The following is a 14959-nucleotide window of genomic DNA, read 5'->3' on the forward strand; positions in this document are numbered from 1 at the left end:
GTAATGATATCGTAAAATACCATCTATAATTGATAACCTTTCGTAAAGTAGTTGGAGCATATTTAACCTCTTTGTTACACTAAAAGGAATTTTCAGTAAAAAGATTCAATGTAATATTAAAAATTGACTTATTGTTTTTTTAATTAGTATTGTAATCACTTGGACTGTTATTCGAGACCTCTTATTAAATATACATGATTCCCCTTTCCAACTAGATCAAATGGGATAAGCATGTCACACCTATCAAATCTTAAGTATTCCAACACCCTATATACTCGATACCAAGGCATCAGCTAATAAAAAGAATATGTAAATAATTTATACAATGCACTCAAATACACTTGAGTGCGCTTTTTGTCTACTTTATGAACAAAGTATTTCTTTTAACACTATTATGGAATAATTATACTTTTTTACGTTGACAATAGTGTTGAAGGAGAATATACTAAGCATGTAAGTTGATTGTGAATTATTTCACAAATAATGTGAATTTCTTCACATAAAATAGATAGGAGTTGTCATTATTATGAGTACTTGGACACAAATTTATGACCCATTAAACAATATTTGGTTATCTGCACTCATCGCAGCACTACCAATTTTCTGCTTCATCATTTGTTTAATGGGACTGAAAATGAAAAGTTATATCGCTGGTCTTTACAGTGTGATTGTCGCTATTATTCTTGCTATATTTGTTTATAAAATGCCAGCAACAGTAGCTGTAGCATCTGCCGGATTCGGTGTTTTATCTGGGTTTTATCCAATTTGTACTATCGTTATCGCAGCGATTTTCCTTTACAAATTAACTGTTAAAACAGAGCAATTCAACATCATTCGTGATAGTATTTCAAGCATTACAAATGATCAACGTTTACAAGTATTATTAATCGCTTATTCTTTCGGTGCTTTCTTAGAAGGCGCAGCTGGGCTAGGGGTTCCAGTTGCTATTACAGCTGCATTACTTGTAGGTATGGGCTTTAACCCATTAAAAGCAGCAGGTATTTGTTTAGTAGCTAACATCGCTGGTGGTGCTATGGGTGCTATGGGTATCCCAGTTACAGTACCAGCACAATTAACTGAGCTAGACGCATTAACTATCGGTCGTCAAACTGTTCTTATTTTACCATTCATTAGTATTGTTTTACCTTTCTTACTTGTTTCAATGGTCGATGGAATTAAAGGTATTAAAGAAACTTGGCAAGGTATTCTTGTAAGTGGTGTTTCTTTCGCAATTACTCAGTTCCTTGTAACTTACTTCTTAGGTGCAGAACTTACTAATATTTTCGCAGCCGTTGTAAGTATGGTTTCTCTTGCATTATTCTTACGTGTTTGGCAGCCAAAATCTTCTTCTAAAGAAGAAAAACAAGAAAAACAAGAATCTCATACATTCAATCAAATTTTATATGCATGGTCTCCATTTGTATTCTTAACTGCATTCGTAACAATCTTTAATTTAAAACCAATTAAAGCTTTATTTGCTCCGGATGGTGCACTAGCAAACTTAGTATTTAACATTCAGTTCCCTGGTCTTCATAATGCTGTTATGAAAACTACACCAATTACAAAAGCAGATACACCTTTCGCAGCTGTTTTCAAATTCGATGTATTTTCATCTACAACTACTGCAATCGTATTAGCAATTATCGTTTCACTTATCGTATACCGCGTAAAAGGTAAAATGGTTAAAGAATTAATAGTTGAAACAATGAAAGAACTAAAAGCTCCAGTATATACAATCTGTAGCGTTATCGCTTTAGCTTACGTAGAGAACTACTCTGGTATGTCATCTACACTTGGACTTGCATTCTCTTCTACTGGTAATGCATTCCCAGTTCTTTCTCCAATCTTAGGATGGATTGGCGTATTCATTACAGGATCAGTAGTATCAAGTGGTTCATTATTTGCACCGCTTCAAGCAGTAACTGCAGATCAATTAAACATCGTTCCTTCTACTCTTGTTGCATTAAACGTAGTAGGTGGTACAATGGCAAAAATGGTTTCACCACAATCTGTAGCAGTTGCTTGTGCAGCAGTTGGACTAGTTGGTAAAGAATCTGCCCTATTTAAAACAGCGATGAAATACAGTTTAATCTTCTTAGCTATTATTAGCTTACTTCAATTAAATGCTGTATTTAATATCTTTTAAAAATAAAACACCGATCCAAATGGATCGGTGTTTTTTCAAATTACATCTTCTTATTCTTTAATAAAGAAGCACCAGCAATTTCCGGATGCGTCATTTCAAATGGATCTAAAATAATATCCAATTCTTCTTCTGTCAGTACACCATGTTCTAAGCATAACTCCCTAACAGATTTTCCTGTTTCAATTGCTTCACGTGCAATACGAGATGCTGCTTCATAACCAATATGAGGGTTAACTGCTGTAATAATTCCAACACTTTTCTCAACATATTGCTTCAGCAATTCTTCATTTGCCGTAATTCCTTTAATACAATATTCACGGAATACACGGAATCCGTTATTCATAATACTAATAGATTGAATTAAATTAAATACGAGTACAGGCTCCATTACGTTTAACTCTAATTGTCCTGCTTCTGATGCTAAGCAAATTGTATGATCATTACCAATTACTTGGAAAGCAACTTGATTGATTACTTCTGCCATAACAGGATTTACTTTACCTGGCATAATAGATGAACCTGGTTGACGAGCTGGTAATTGAATTTCCGCCAATCCAACACGTGGACCAGATGCCATAATACGAAGGTCATTCGCAATTTTAGACATATTCATCATACATACTTTTAATGCTGCAGATACTTCTGTGTATGCATCTGTGTTTTGCGTTGCATCAACTAAATGTTCTGCACCAACAAGTGGAAATCCGCTAAATGTTCGCAAGTGTTTAACCACTTGTTCAATGTACGTAGGGTTTGCATTTAATCCCGTACCAACAGCCGTCGCCCCCATGTTCACTTCATATAAATGTTGGCGAGACTGTTTAATTCTTTTTATATCACGCGCAAGCACACGGCTATACGCTTCAAATTCTTGTCCAAGACGAATCGGAACAGCATCTTGTAAATGTGTACGCCCCATTTTAATAACGTGGTCGAACTCTTTGGCTTTTTCACGGAAAGCAGAATGAAGTTCTTCCATTGTAATAAGAAGTTCTTCCAACATCATAAGAGTTGCGATATGAATTCCCGTTGGAAACGCATCATTCGTTGATTGAGCCATGTTCACATGCGTGTTTGGGCTAATTTTCGCATACTCACCTTTTTCATATCCCATACGTTCTAACGCTCGATTAGCGATTACTTCATTTGTATTCATATTAATAGAAGTTCCAGCACCGCCTTGGATTGGATCCACGATAAATTGATCATGGAATTTTCCATCAACAATTTCCTGCGCTGCCTCTGCAATTTCATGTCCAATATCTTTAGCTAAGTAACCAGTATCCATATTTGCAAGTGCCGCCGCTTTTTTCACAATTGCCATTGCCGTAATGAGTGACGGATGAATGCGATATCCTGTAATCGGGAAGTTTTCTACAGCACGTAATGTTTGTACACCATAATACGCTACACTCGGTACTTCCTTCTCACCTAAAAAATCTTTTTCTATACGTATATCCTTCGTTGCTATCATTTTCATCACCTATACTTTTCATTCTAAATCCTTATCTAAAAAATTCGCCCTCTAAAAATACGAGTATCATTCAGAAGAATTTTTCAGTATCCACCTTCACTATATAGCACCTTTTTTGAAAGCGCAAACATTTATTTTTCTATATATACCTTTTATAAATATTTATAGAAAATCATCCTTCTACCTTCTTTATTTCCACTCGTTTAATTTGATGCATATCCTTTTCAAGAACTTTAAAAGAAAAGCCGTGTTTTTCAATAATATCTCCTTCAGCAACGATTTGCTTTTGTACCATAATCCAGCCACCAATTGTATCTACATCATCAGCGATTAAGTGTATGCCAAATAAATCATTCACTTCACTAATAAGCACTTTTCCCTCTACGATTTTACACCCCTCACTTATATGCTCTATAGGCGGGTGTTCATCTTCATCGTATTCATCTCGGATTTCTCCAACAATTTCTTCTAAAATATCTTCTAGTGTAACAATCCCCGCTGTACCACCATATTCATCATATAATACTGCTAATGGGATTCGTTTTCTTTGCATTTGTAATAACAAATCATGAATGGGGATATTTTCTAACACTTCAATAACTGGCCTTGTATATGGCGTAATCGAGCACTCCTCATCTCGATTACCATCCATATAACGAATAAATAAATCCTTTACATTAACCATCCCAATGATTTCATCTTTATCCTCACCAAATACAGGATACCTCGTATATTTTTCTTGTGCGATTATTTTAATATGTGTTTCAAATGGTTCGTCCTCATATAAACCTACAACTTCCGTACGAGGTACCATAATTTCCTTTGCGACTCTATTATCAAATTCAAAAATATTATTTACATATTTAAATTCCCTTTGATTAATCTCCCCGCTCTCATAACTCTCAGATAAGATTAATCGTAATTCTTCCTCCGAATGAGCTACTTCATGTTCAGAAGCGGGATGTAATCCGAATAACCCTGTTACAAGCCTTGCAGAACCATTTAAAGCCCAAATAAACGGATACATTACTCGGTAAAAGTAAATAAGTGGCTTCGATAACAATAAACTAACTTGCTCTGCTCTTTGTATAGCAAACGTCTTCGGAGCAAGTTCACCAATGACAACATGTAAAAATGTAATCACTGCAAAGGCAATAATAAACGAAACTGTACTGGAAATTGCAGGAGATAAATGTAATTTTAAAAACAACGGTTCAAGTAAATGCTTAATGGTCGGCTCTCCTAGCCACCCAAGCCCTAAAGCAGTAATTGTAATACCTAACTGACATGCTGATAAATACTCATCTAAATTCGAAGTTACTTTTTTAGCTGCCAATGCTCCTCGTCGTTTTTCACTAACGAGTTGATCAATACGACTGCTACGCACCTTAATAATTGCAAATTCAACAGCTACAAAAAAACCTGTTAATGCAATAAGGATGGCTACCATCAGTAATTTTAAAATATCCACATATGCCCTTTAGCTTTCTTAGCTAAAGTTACACCTCCTTTAAAAAAGAAGTTTCACTTTAGTTTCTTCATTTACGCAAAAGCAACCCTATATAAAATTCACCAATTTCAAACCTCATACAATTCTAAAGGTAGGCCGTCAGGGTCTTGGAAAAAGACGAATTTTTTTCCGGTTATTTCATCCATACGTATCGATTCAGTCTCAACACCACATTGATTTAAATGTTTCACAGCTTCTTCTATATTTGTAACAGCAAATGCTAAATGTCTAAGTCCAGCAGCTTCTGGGAAACTTGGACGCTTAGGCGGACTTGGAAATGAAAATAATTCAATTTGATACTCTTCTCCTACACATAAATCTAATTTATAAGAATCTCGCTCTGCTCTGTATACTTCATTTATCACTTTAAAACCTAATATCCTAGTATAAAAATCCTTTGATGTTTCATAATTCGAACAAATAATTGCAACGTGGTGCACTCTACATATATTCATGTTCTCTCTATTCCTTTCTTTACCAAAGATGCATATTCTCCCTTGAAATGAAAAACATATATAGCAGAATATCTTTTTTAGGGGGCTTACTATGAAATTTATTACTTTTTTCGTCGGACTTATCGTTGTTTTCTTCCTTGCTTATATTGCTAGCAACAATAAGAAACATATTAAATTTAAACCAATTTTCATCATGCTTATTATACAGTTGATTTTAACCTATTTATTATTAAATACAGAAATCGGCCTCATACTTATTCGGTTCATTTCCAGTCTGTTTACAAAGCTACTCGAGTATGCTGCTGATGGTATAAACTTCGTATTTGGCGGTCTTGCCAATAAAGGTGAAATGTCATTTTTCCTTACTGTCTTATTACCAATTGTCTTCATTTCCGTCTTAATTGGTATACTACAACATTTCAAAATACTTCCATTTTTTATTCATTGGATCGGTTACTTCCTTAGCAAAATAAATGGTCTTGGGAAATTAGAATCTTACAACGCTATCGCATCTGCCATCGTCGGCCAATCAGAAGTTTTTATTACGGTAAAAAAACAATTAGCTCAAATTCCAAAGCACCGTCTTTATACACTTTGTGCATCTGCCATGTCAACCGTATCTATGTCTATCGTAGGTGCCTATATGACAATGATTGAACCTAAATATGTAGTAACCGCACTCGTTCTCAATTTATTTAGTGGTTTTATTATCGTACTCATCATTAACCCTTACGACGTGAAAGATGAAGAAGATATTTTAGAAATTAAAGGCGAAAAGCAAAGCTTTTTTGAAATGCTCGGCGAATACATTCTTGATGGTTTTCGTGTAGCCATTGTTGTTGGCGCTATGCTCATCGGATTCGTCGCATTAATGAGCTGCATTAATGACCTATTCCTTATTATATTCGGCATTACTTTCCAGCAATTAATCGGCTACGTATTCGCGCCTGTTGCATTCCTTATCGGTGTACCAAGTTCTGAAATTGTCACAGCTGGTAGCATTATGGCAACGAAGCTTGTAACGAATGAATTTGTAGCAATGATGGACCTTAGTAAAATTTCTAATAGCCTTTCTCCCCGTACAGTTGGTATTATTTCTGTTTTCCTCGTTTCTTTTGCCAATTTTTCTTCTATCGGCATTATTTCAGGTGCGGTAAAAGGGTTAAACGAAGAACAAGGAAACGTTGTTGCAAGGTTTGGTCTTAAATTACTATATGGAGCTACTCTCGTTAGCATTTTATCTGCAATTATCGTAAGCATTATGTTGTAATTAGGTAAAATTTTATCATTTTCTTATCCCTATCTTTTGTATACAATAACGAATAGATGTCTTATAAAGTGAAACTTTAATCAGAGGGGGGATTTCCCCCTCTGATTATTAGTTGAACCAATCGGGTCTTTACGGGCAGTTATCTCCCACCTAACTTCCTTGCATTCGCTGGACCTTGAGGTGGGAGTTTTACTGCCCGTTAATACGGGATAAATAATCAAGACATCTATTTTTTATACATGTACAATCGCTTTTATTTAGCGTACAATGTTTTCTATGTGTTTGAATACGCTTCTAGATGTATACACTTTGATAGTTTTAAAGGAGAAAAAATGATGAAATCCGATATGAACAAAGATACCCGAGCCAAAAAAGGGCGCCCAAAGAAAAAACGCCTACTTTGGTTCCTTCTTATTCCATTACTGATTATAGCACTTGGAGCAGGAGGCTACTCCTTCCATATATACAGTAAAGCAAAATCTGTTTTAAGTAACGCCTATTCTGAACTAGGACGCGGAGATAAATCCAGCAAACGTGAAAAAGCCGTTAAACCTATGACTGACAACATTTCCGTACTTATTATGGGTGTTGATGAAAGTGATATTAGGGACAAGAATTACGGAAAAGCAACTCGTACGGATGCGCTATTACTTGCAACAATTAATAAAAACGATAAATCTGTTAAGCTTGTCAGTATTCCACGTGACTCACGTGTCTATATTAAATCACGTGATAAATACGATAAAATTACACACGCGCACGTATTCGGTGGTGTGGACAGCACGATTGATACCGTAGAGAACTTTTTAGATGTTCCAGTTGATTACTATGTAAAATTCAACTTTAAATCATTTATCAAAATAGTTGATTCCCTTGGTGGTATTACTGTCGACGTTCCGGTTGAGTTCACAGAACAAAATAGTAAAGACGAAGCAGGTGCAATTCATCTGAAAAAAGGACGTCAACATTTAAATGGAGAAGAGGCATTAGCACTAGCTAGAACTCGTCATATCGATAGTGATTATATGCGCGGTCAACGACAACAGCTTGTTTTAGAAGCTATTGCTGAAAAAGCACTATCTCTTAATTCCATTAATAAAATCGGTGGCCTATTAGACGCTGTCGATAAAGACTTAAAAACAAACTTAACTTTTGATGATATGATGACCATTGCTAAAAATTCAATGGATTCAGATTTAAAAATGGAGAAAATGCAAGTAGAAGGTACTGATAAATATATAGGTGGTATTTATTATTACGTTCCAAACGAAAAAAGCGTCAATAATATTTCGACAACACTACAAGAACATCTCGGTGTTACGAATAAAAATGAACATAAAAAATTATAATAAAAAGGCTGCTAGATCTTTCTAGACAGCCTTTTTATTATAATTTTCAACATATTTCTCGTACATATTGTGACAAAAAGAGACAATTATTACAGCAGTGTAACGTTTTTTATGAAAACATTACACACATAGTGAAAATAATAGTATACTAGTACGTACATAATGTTATTTTCATCATTTTTATACAAAAAATGTAATACATATATTTATACAAAAATTCCTGGGGGGAAATAAATGAAGCTAAGTAAAATACTGATCGGTTCTGCAATTGCTGGAGGCATATTACTTTGTGTAGGCGGTGTTGGTGGATATCAATATGTATCCACATTAAATAATCAATTAGATACTACTGCATTACCACATACTACATTTGAAGGTATTTCTCTCGATGGAAAAAATAAAACAGATATTCAAGCCATAATTAATCAAAAAATAACTGAATTAGATCAAAAATCTCTTACCTACATATTCCAAAATGATAAACAAACTTACACATGGAAAGATTTAGGAATGAATTATAAAGAGAAAGATATTGTCGACAAAATCTTTAAAGAACAAGAAGGAAACGCAATAAATCGTTACAAAATGCGGAAGCAAGCTGAAAACGGTGAATTAAAACGTGACTATAAATTAACACCTCAATTAAATACAACTGCTTATGAAAGCTTTATGAAAGATAAATATAATGAAACATTAAAAAATCCCGTTAATGCAGAATTAAGTGTTGAAGGCTCTACAGTAAATATTAGCCAAAGTCAAAATGGAGAAAAAATTGATAAAGGAAAGTTAACTGATTTAACGAAGCAGGCCATTACTTCTGGCACATCAGACGTTACATTACCAGTTACACTATTAAAACCTGAACGATCTACAGAAGATATACAAAAAATGGGGATTAAAGAAGTAATCGCTGAATACTCGACCCCAATGGCTGGTCGTAACGGGAATCAATCCTTTAACGTAAATAAGTCAGCTAATACTTTAAGTGGAGTTATTGTCGCACCTGATGAAACATTTAGTTTTAATGGCCGCGTTGGCGTAACGGATGCTGCACATGGCTATAAATCCGCAGCCGTATATTCACAAGGTAAAGTTATACAAAGTGCTGGCGGAGGCGTTTGCCAAGTTAGTAGTACTTTATATAGCGCCGCTTTAAGGGCAGATCTAGGAATTGTTTCTCGAAGTAATCATTCTATGCCTGTAAATTATTTACCACTTGGTCAAGATGCAGCAGTAGCAGATTATGGTCCAGATTTAAAATTTAAAAACAATACAGGCAATCATATTTATATTCAAGCATTTTCAAATGGAGGTAGTATTACTACACGCATTTTCGGTACAAATACTGGTAAAAACGTTGAAGTTTCTTCTCAAGTAATTAGTAGGACTAATGATAAAATAACAGCAGTTACGTATAAAAAAGTAACACAAAACGGTGAAGTAGTATCTAATGGACAAATTTCAAAAAGCGTATATAAAAGCGCTCCAACGCAATGAGGTACTATCAAACCAACAAAAAAAGGCGTGATCTACTCACGCCTTTTTCTTTTGCACTAATAATAAAAAGGTTGCAAGATGGTCTTTCGTTTCTTCTAAAGACCACATACGATTTCCTTGCTTCGCAGCTAATACGCACGCCTCTTCCCAAGCATCCTTTTTCTTCATATATAATAATTCATCGCGTAATTTTAAAACAATCTCTTCGTCTTCTTGCTCTATAAATTCTTCCATCACGCCTACTATTTCATCTTCATGGATACTTAACGTACAATACGATTTGAGAAAATATTGTAATGTCGTATACATATTTACTCCCCCTTCTTATTTATCAGATGGATAAGAAGTAATGATCTTATATCCTAAATCTCCTGACTTATCTCTCGCTAAAACAGTAACAGTTTTTACTAGCTTGTCTTTTACATTCATATTTTTCTTTATTACCGTTTTTCCAACCGGGAATGAATGAGTTGTATTTAATACGAGACGAGCTTCTTTAGAATTTTTTAACCAATCTTGAATTTCCTTATCATGCTGCTTCAAACTATCTTTTACAGCTTTCGTCGCTGTTTCCTTATCATAGTATGTACTTGCCGCTGATACTTTATCTGTCTTCAAACGATTCTTTAAATCCTCTTCTGATTTGCCCACATGTCTTTCAATCGTGTGACCATTTTTAGGTGGTCCTTCCATTTCATCTAAAATATTATCACTAATTTTTTCTACCGATGTCGATTGATTCCCTGTTTGTTTCTCTGTTTTTTGTTCTTTTCCTGCACATCCACTTAAGATCAGCATTAATGCCAATAAACTAGCCAAGAAAAGACTGCTTATTCGTTTCATCATATCACCTCTTTCATGATTATTATCGTAACTTCACTAAAAGTCAATTTCACACAGAAAAAACATACACATTTTTTAAATTCCTCATCTATTTTGCCATATTACCACCCTAGTTTCATCAAACCACTATTTTCGACCTCCCCATAAATATACCCCTATGTTTTTGTGATTATTTCCCGAGTTGAATACCCCGTAAAAACAACAAACAAAACCTTTAAATACAAGGTTTATTTAGTGTTTTTAAAACATGTAAAATATACCCCTACTTTTACATACCTAATACCCTTATAAGGTATGTAGATGGTGTCCCGTCAACGTTTTCCTACATTATGTAAATTTGCACTTGCCTACACAATGGAAATATGGTGTAATGCAAAAAAAGATAAAGGATTTTAAACAATGGCTGAAACAATTCAAAACTTCTTAACAGACTATTATTCAATCGCAATTCCACTTAGTATCTTAATCAACATCATCATCAGTCTTTTAGGTTTTATCCCTAGTATTTTTTTGACCGCCATTAACATACAGCTCTTTGGCGTAGTAAACGGCACAATCATTTCGATTGTAGGTGAGGCCTTAGGGGCTATTATCTCGTTTTATATTTATCGTATAGGCCTTCAAAAGTTCACTCACGATCAAGTAAATAAGCATCCTAAGGTAGAACGTCTTCTTTACGTAGAAGGTAGAGAGGCCTTTCTACTCGTCCTATCTTTTCGCTTTATTCCATTCATTCCGTCCAGTATTGTGACTTTATTTGCGGCTCTAGGCAAAATGTCATTACTATCCTTCAGTATTGCCAGTACAATAGGTAAAATACCGTCCTTATTGATTGAAGTATATTCTGCATACCATGTTATAAACGGTACAAATGAAGCAAAGTGGATTGTAACAATCGCAGGTTGTATCGGATTGTATTATTTGTGGAAAAAATGGAGAAAAAAATAAAGAAGGAGCCTATGCTCCTTCTTTATTTTTGAGGTATTTTATTAATAGCTATCTCTTAAATCCTTAATTTATACCAACAGCACTAAATGATTGCTTAACTGCTGCTACTTCAGCAGAATTCGCACCATATAAATCAGCTGCAGCTTGTACTGCACCAGCACGAGCTTGGCTAAATGTAGTAGATTGCGTGAAATATTGTGTGTTTGCACGGTAATAAATTGCACCTAGCTTATCTTTACCGATACCAGTTACAGTTACACCAGAATGCGTACCGCCATTTGCTAATAAATAAGCTTGTTTGTTAATAATACCACTGTTTGTATGAACTCCACCATTATCACTTGAACCAGTGTAACGCTTAGAATAATGGTCTGGGTCACCATACTTCGCTGGATCACTCATAGAACGAAGCGCATCTCCTGCTTTACCAGGTGTGTAAATATCTTCACCAATCTCCCAATCTGGGTTACGGTTATCATAGAATTCTACTAAAGTACCAAAGATATCAGAAATTGCTTCATTTAGCGCTCCTGATTCATTTTGATAAATTAGATCCGAGCTATTTTCCGTAACAGCATGCGTTAATTCGTGACCAATTACATCGATTCCACCAGATAATGATGTAAATGTTACACCATCACCATCTCCGTATACCATTTGTGAGCCATTCCAGAACGCATTATTATACTTACTTCCGTAATGAACTGTCGATTTTAACGGAGCTCCTGCATCATTAATAGAGTTTCTATTAAATGTAGCTTTATAATAATCATATGTTCTACCTGCATAGTAATGAGCATCTACTGCCGCTGCATCATACGCTGCATTGAAAACATTATCTGCATCTGCCCATAATGTTCCTGGTAATGTTGAGCGGTTTTTCGCATCATATGTGAAAATCGTTGCTCCGCGCGTATTATCTTGCAAGTAGTAAGATGAGCCAGATAACGTTGTATTAAGCGACTTTGTATCTCCTAATACACCTTTACCAGTTCCTACTTTATTTGTTCCTGTTACAGGTTTTACAACCGCCTTTGCTTCCTGTTTAGGAGCATCTTGCTTAACTGGCGACTTATCCTCATTTGCTACATGATCAAGTTTATTATATTTATTTAATACTTTACCGCTGTCTGCTTCAATGAAATAGTAGTAGTTTCCTGGACTTGGCTCTAAGAAGTTCAGATTTACAACGTATGCATATGTTGTTTCTTCACCGTTTTGATATACATATAAGTCCGCTTTTGGTTCTACCTCATATTTAGGTGTAACACCTAAATCTTGCTGCGCGATTTCAATTGCTTTTGCGCCTTCAATCTTATTTTTATTTTTCAACTTTTCTTTTTTGTCTAAATCAGGTGCAACTGTTCCAGACAACACTTTTAAAGAACCATCTTTACTTACGTGAGCTACCTGAGTAGAACCCCATACAGGTACCCCTTCGTATACTTGTTGCATACGTACTACTGTTGCATCAGTTACAGCATCTTTCTTCACTTGTTTCACTTTGAAAGAATCTTGCGCACTCTTTTCCCCTAACTTATAATCACCTTTTGCTGCGTTTAAGTAATCAAACACAACAGATTCTGCTTTCTTACCAGTCGCTCCAGTTAAATCACCAGAAATAAACTCAGGTGACTGCACCGTCTCATTGTACTTCTTCGTAGAGAGCACATTTTTAGAATCCGCAAACGCAGAGCCTGTCCCTCCAAACGTTGTAACTGCCATTCCTGTTGCTAACACTAACGCTAAACTTTTCTTTTTCATGAACCTTCCCCCTAATAAATTATTTTTTTGAAAAAGAGTAGTTTCATATTAGCATTATGTTTTCACTATTAATATACTAAAAATTCAAATAATTATTTTCTCAAGTTTTGTAGAATTTTGAAGAACAAATATTGAAAAACCCCTTTCCGATTGGAAAGGGGTTTTTATTACGAATTTACCACTTCAACTACTTTTTCTCCTTGACCATAGATATCCGATGTCCAAGCATATTGCGGTTCCAATACCACTAATACAGCTACCAAAGCCAAAGCACCAATAATTATTTTCTTCTTCATACTATTTTCCTCCCTTTTCTTCTAATAAATTAATTGCCAATTTATAATAATTATTACTTTCCCTAAACTCTAATAATTCTTCGTGATATCCTGCTAGTTCTAAATACACCATTTTTAATTCCTTTTTATTCTCTTCGCCTCTAAAAAATGGGATTGCCTCAACTTCTAAAAACTTTTTATAAACATCTTTAGTTTCAAAATATTTATGCTTAAGCATTAAAAGTATATATAGCATACTTTTATACTTTTCATCCCTCTTCGCGATATCTATCCCTTTACCAATCCAATCTTTCGCTTCTTCAAATTCTTTTAATTCAATACACTGTAAAGCGATCTCATACACTGCATCAATATAATTTAAATCCTCTTCCTTCTTGTACTTTAAGCATTGCAAATAATAATCTTTAGCTTTTGCGTAATCTTTTAAGTTATAGTACAAGAAGCCTAGATTATTTAAAGCAATAGCTGTTATGCTTTCTTTATCGGCAAAAGAATTTGCTTCCCTCAAAATATTATTATAAATAGATAGCGCTTCATTATATTGTTTTTTTTGTATATAACTCAACGCAATAAGTAACTGGCAATTTATCACATAACGGAACTTATATTCATTCTTAAATCCTTCCATTGCTACATTAGCAAAATGTAAAGTCATATGTTCAACTTCCAATTCATTATAAACAAGAGCTAAATTGAAATATATTCCATTCTCATGATACCCTTGTTCCTTTGCCATTACTTCTGTTCGAGCCAAATACTCCAATGCTCTCTTATATCTATGTTGTAAAAAATAATATAACCCTTTGCTATACGTATATAATAATTTCTGAAATGGTGAATACTTTTTGTACATCTTCTTTAAACTCTCTAACTCTTCTTCGACAGCAGAAAAATCCCTTTTCATAATTAAATACCGCGTATAAAGTAACTTATAATAATTTATAATTTCAAAATCCAAAACATGCTTCATTTCACCTTGTAATTCTTCATATATGCGTTCTACTTGTTGCTTGTCCAAATGAACGAGTGCATTCAACCATTCATCCAACTTCCCCTTCACATCTTCTTCTACATCCCTCAAATCCGTCACGGCAATTTCTAACCTTGTGCAGAGCAATTGTAGAATTTCTTCTGATGCTTCGATCTTTCCATTTTCGATTTTACTTAAGTATGAGACAGAACAAATGCCCTGACATAATTCTTCTTGTGTCATTTTTTGCTGTAGCCGTTTGTAAAAGACTTGTTTGCCTATTTTTTCTAATGTTTGTTGCATTGTCCTCCTCCATTCTCATTACCCCCATTACTCTAATAATACATAAAATCTAGAGAAATATAAATTGATAAATGTAAATTTTCTAAAAAATATGCAATATTTCATTTTTTTCTCTCTTGACTCCACTTTCATAT

The 14959-nt window shown here is 34.6% G+C and carries 13 protein-coding genes; 5 read left to right on the forward strand and 8 right to left on the reverse strand.

Annotated elements, in window-relative coordinates:
* Window positions 1-526: 526 nt before the first annotated feature.
* The gene (locus tag QCI44_RS25205) at window positions 527-2146 is read left to right on the forward strand and encodes an L-lactate permease (protein WP_016089347.1); all 1620 of its coding nucleotides are present in this window, start codon (window positions 527-529) and stop codon (window positions 2144-2146) included.
* 40 nt (window positions 2147-2186) lie between these two features.
* Here QCI44_RS25205 and aspA read toward each other — a convergent pair whose 3' ends face one another.
* From aspA to gloA2, 3 genes are all read right to left on the reverse strand, one after another.
* Entirely contained in the window at window positions 2187-3620 is a 1434-nt protein-coding gene (aspA, locus tag QCI44_RS25210) for an aspartate ammonia-lyase (protein ID WP_016137016.1), read from the reverse strand.
* A gap of 172 nt (window positions 3621-3792) precedes the next feature.
* Window positions 3793-5091 carry a hemolysin family protein gene (locus QCI44_RS25215; protein ID WP_016089349.1) on the reverse strand — a complete coding sequence of 433 codons (1299 nt, stop codon included), beginning with the start codon at window positions 5089-5091 and terminating at the stop codon, window positions 3793-3795.
* A gap of 107 nt (window positions 5092-5198) precedes the next feature.
* Window positions 5199-5585, reverse strand: coding sequence for an SMU1112c/YaeR family gloxylase I-like metalloprotein (gene gloA2 / locus QCI44_RS25220; protein ID WP_016089350.1), 387 nt, complete (start codon window positions 5583-5585; stop codon window positions 5199-5201).
* A 91-nt stretch (window positions 5586-5676) separates the two neighbouring features.
* Here gloA2 and QCI44_RS25225 point away from each other — a divergent pair, with 91 nt between their 5' ends.
* The 3 genes from QCI44_RS25225 (at window position 5677) to QCI44_RS25235 (ending at window position 9701) form a co-directional block, all read left to right on the forward strand.
* A complete protein-coding gene (locus QCI44_RS25225) occupies window positions 5677-6855 on the forward strand; it encodes a NupC/NupG family nucleoside CNT transporter (RefSeq protein WP_016089351.1) in 1179 nt (392 codons plus the stop codon).
* A 332-nt stretch (window positions 6856-7187) separates the two neighbouring features.
* Entirely contained in the window at window positions 7188-8204 is a 1017-nt protein-coding gene (locus QCI44_RS25230) for an LCP family protein (RefSeq protein ID WP_016089352.1), read from the forward strand.
* A 234-nt stretch (window positions 8205-8438) separates the two neighbouring features.
* Window positions 8439-9701 carry a VanW family protein gene (locus QCI44_RS25235; RefSeq protein ID WP_016133586.1) on the forward strand — a complete coding sequence of 421 codons (1263 nt, stop codon included), beginning with the start codon at window positions 8439-8441 and terminating at the stop codon, window positions 9699-9701.
* Window positions 9702-9737: 36 nt separating this feature from the next.
* Here the strand turns inward: QCI44_RS25235 and QCI44_RS25240 are convergent, their stop codons facing one another.
* Both QCI44_RS25240 and QCI44_RS25245 read right to left on the reverse strand, forming a co-directional pair.
* On the reverse strand, window positions 9738-10010 hold the full coding sequence (locus QCI44_RS25240) for a hypothetical protein (RefSeq protein ID WP_016089354.1): 273 nt from the start codon (window positions 10008-10010) through the stop codon (window positions 9738-9740).
* A gap of 15 nt (window positions 10011-10025) precedes the next feature.
* Window positions 10026-10544: an RNase A-like domain-containing lipoprotein gene (locus QCI44_RS25245; protein WP_016089355.1), complete on the reverse strand. Its 519-nt coding sequence runs from the start codon at window positions 10542-10544 to the stop codon at window positions 10026-10028.
* A 399-nt stretch (window positions 10545-10943) separates the two neighbouring features.
* Between QCI44_RS25245 and QCI44_RS25250 the strand changes: the two genes are divergently transcribed.
* A complete protein-coding gene (locus tag QCI44_RS25250) occupies window positions 10944-11492 on the forward strand; it encodes a TVP38/TMEM64 family protein (RefSeq protein WP_016089356.1) in 549 nt (182 codons plus the stop codon).
* Window positions 11493-11555: 63 nt separating this feature from the next.
* Here QCI44_RS25250 and QCI44_RS25255 read toward each other — a convergent pair whose 3' ends face one another.
* The 3 genes from QCI44_RS25255 to QCI44_RS25265 all read right to left on the reverse strand — a co-directional run bounded on the left by QCI44_RS25255 (window position 11556) and on the right by QCI44_RS25265 (window position 14825).
* A complete protein-coding gene (locus QCI44_RS25255; protein ID WP_016089357.1) occupies window positions 11556-13256 on the reverse strand; it encodes a M4 family metallopeptidase in 1701 nt (566 codons plus the stop codon).
* A 167-nt stretch (window positions 13257-13423) separates the two neighbouring features.
* Window positions 13424-13552 carry an NprX family peptide pheromone gene (locus QCI44_RS25260; protein ID WP_016089358.1) on the reverse strand — a complete coding sequence of 43 codons (129 nt, stop codon included), beginning with the start codon at window positions 13550-13552 and terminating at the stop codon, window positions 13424-13426.
* Between the two features lies 1 nt (window position 13553).
* The gene (locus tag QCI44_RS25265; protein WP_016089359.1) at window positions 13554-14825 is read right to left on the reverse strand and encodes a tetratricopeptide repeat protein; all 1272 of its coding nucleotides are present in this window, start codon (window positions 14823-14825) and stop codon (window positions 13554-13556) included.
* Between the last annotated feature and the right edge of the window lie 134 nt (window positions 14826-14959).

Source organism: Bacillus cereus group sp. RP37 (assembly GCF_040459695.1).
Taxonomy (GTDB): Bacteria; Bacillota; Bacilli; order Bacillales; family Bacillaceae_G; genus Bacillus_A.

Coding starts and splice junctions, on each gene's coding strand:
- QCI44_RS25265 (WP_016089359.1), bottom strand. CDS start 14,825: ATGCAACAAACATTAGAAAAAATAGGCAAACAAGTCTTTTACAAACGG.
- gloA2 (WP_016089350.1), bottom strand. CDS start 5,585: ATGAATATATGTAGAGTGCACCACGTTGCAATTATTTGTTCGAATTAT.
- QCI44_RS25230 (WP_016089352.1), top strand. CDS start 7,188: ATGATGAAATCCGATATGAACAAAGATACCCGAGCCAAAAAAGGGCGC.
- QCI44_RS25225 (WP_016089351.1), top strand. CDS start 5,677: ATGAAATTTATTACTTTTTTCGTCGGACTTATCGTTGTTTTCTTCCTT.
- QCI44_RS25260 (WP_016089358.1), bottom strand. CDS start 13,552: ATGAAGAAGAAAATAATTATTGGTGCTTTGGCTTTGGTAGCTGTATTA.
- QCI44_RS25240 (WP_016089354.1), bottom strand. CDS start 10,010: ATGTATACGACATTACAATATTTTCTCAAATCGTATTGTACGTTAAGT.
- aspA (WP_016137016.1), bottom strand. CDS start 3,620: ATGATAGCAACGAAGGATATACGTATAGAAAAAGATTTTTTAGGTGAG.
- QCI44_RS25205 (WP_016089347.1), top strand. CDS start 527: ATGAGTACTTGGACACAAATTTATGACCCATTAAACAATATTTGGTTA.
- QCI44_RS25255 (WP_016089357.1), bottom strand. CDS start 13,256: ATGAAAAAGAAAAGTTTAGCGTTAGTGTTAGCAACAGGAATGGCAGTT.
- QCI44_RS25250 (WP_016089356.1), top strand. CDS start 10,944: ATGGCTGAAACAATTCAAAACTTCTTAACAGACTATTATTCAATCGCA.
- QCI44_RS25245 (WP_016089355.1), bottom strand. CDS start 10,544: ATGAAACGAATAAGCAGTCTTTTCTTGGCTAGTTTATTGGCATTAATG.
- QCI44_RS25235 (WP_016133586.1), top strand. CDS start 8,439: ATGAAGCTAAGTAAAATACTGATCGGTTCTGCAATTGCTGGAGGCATA.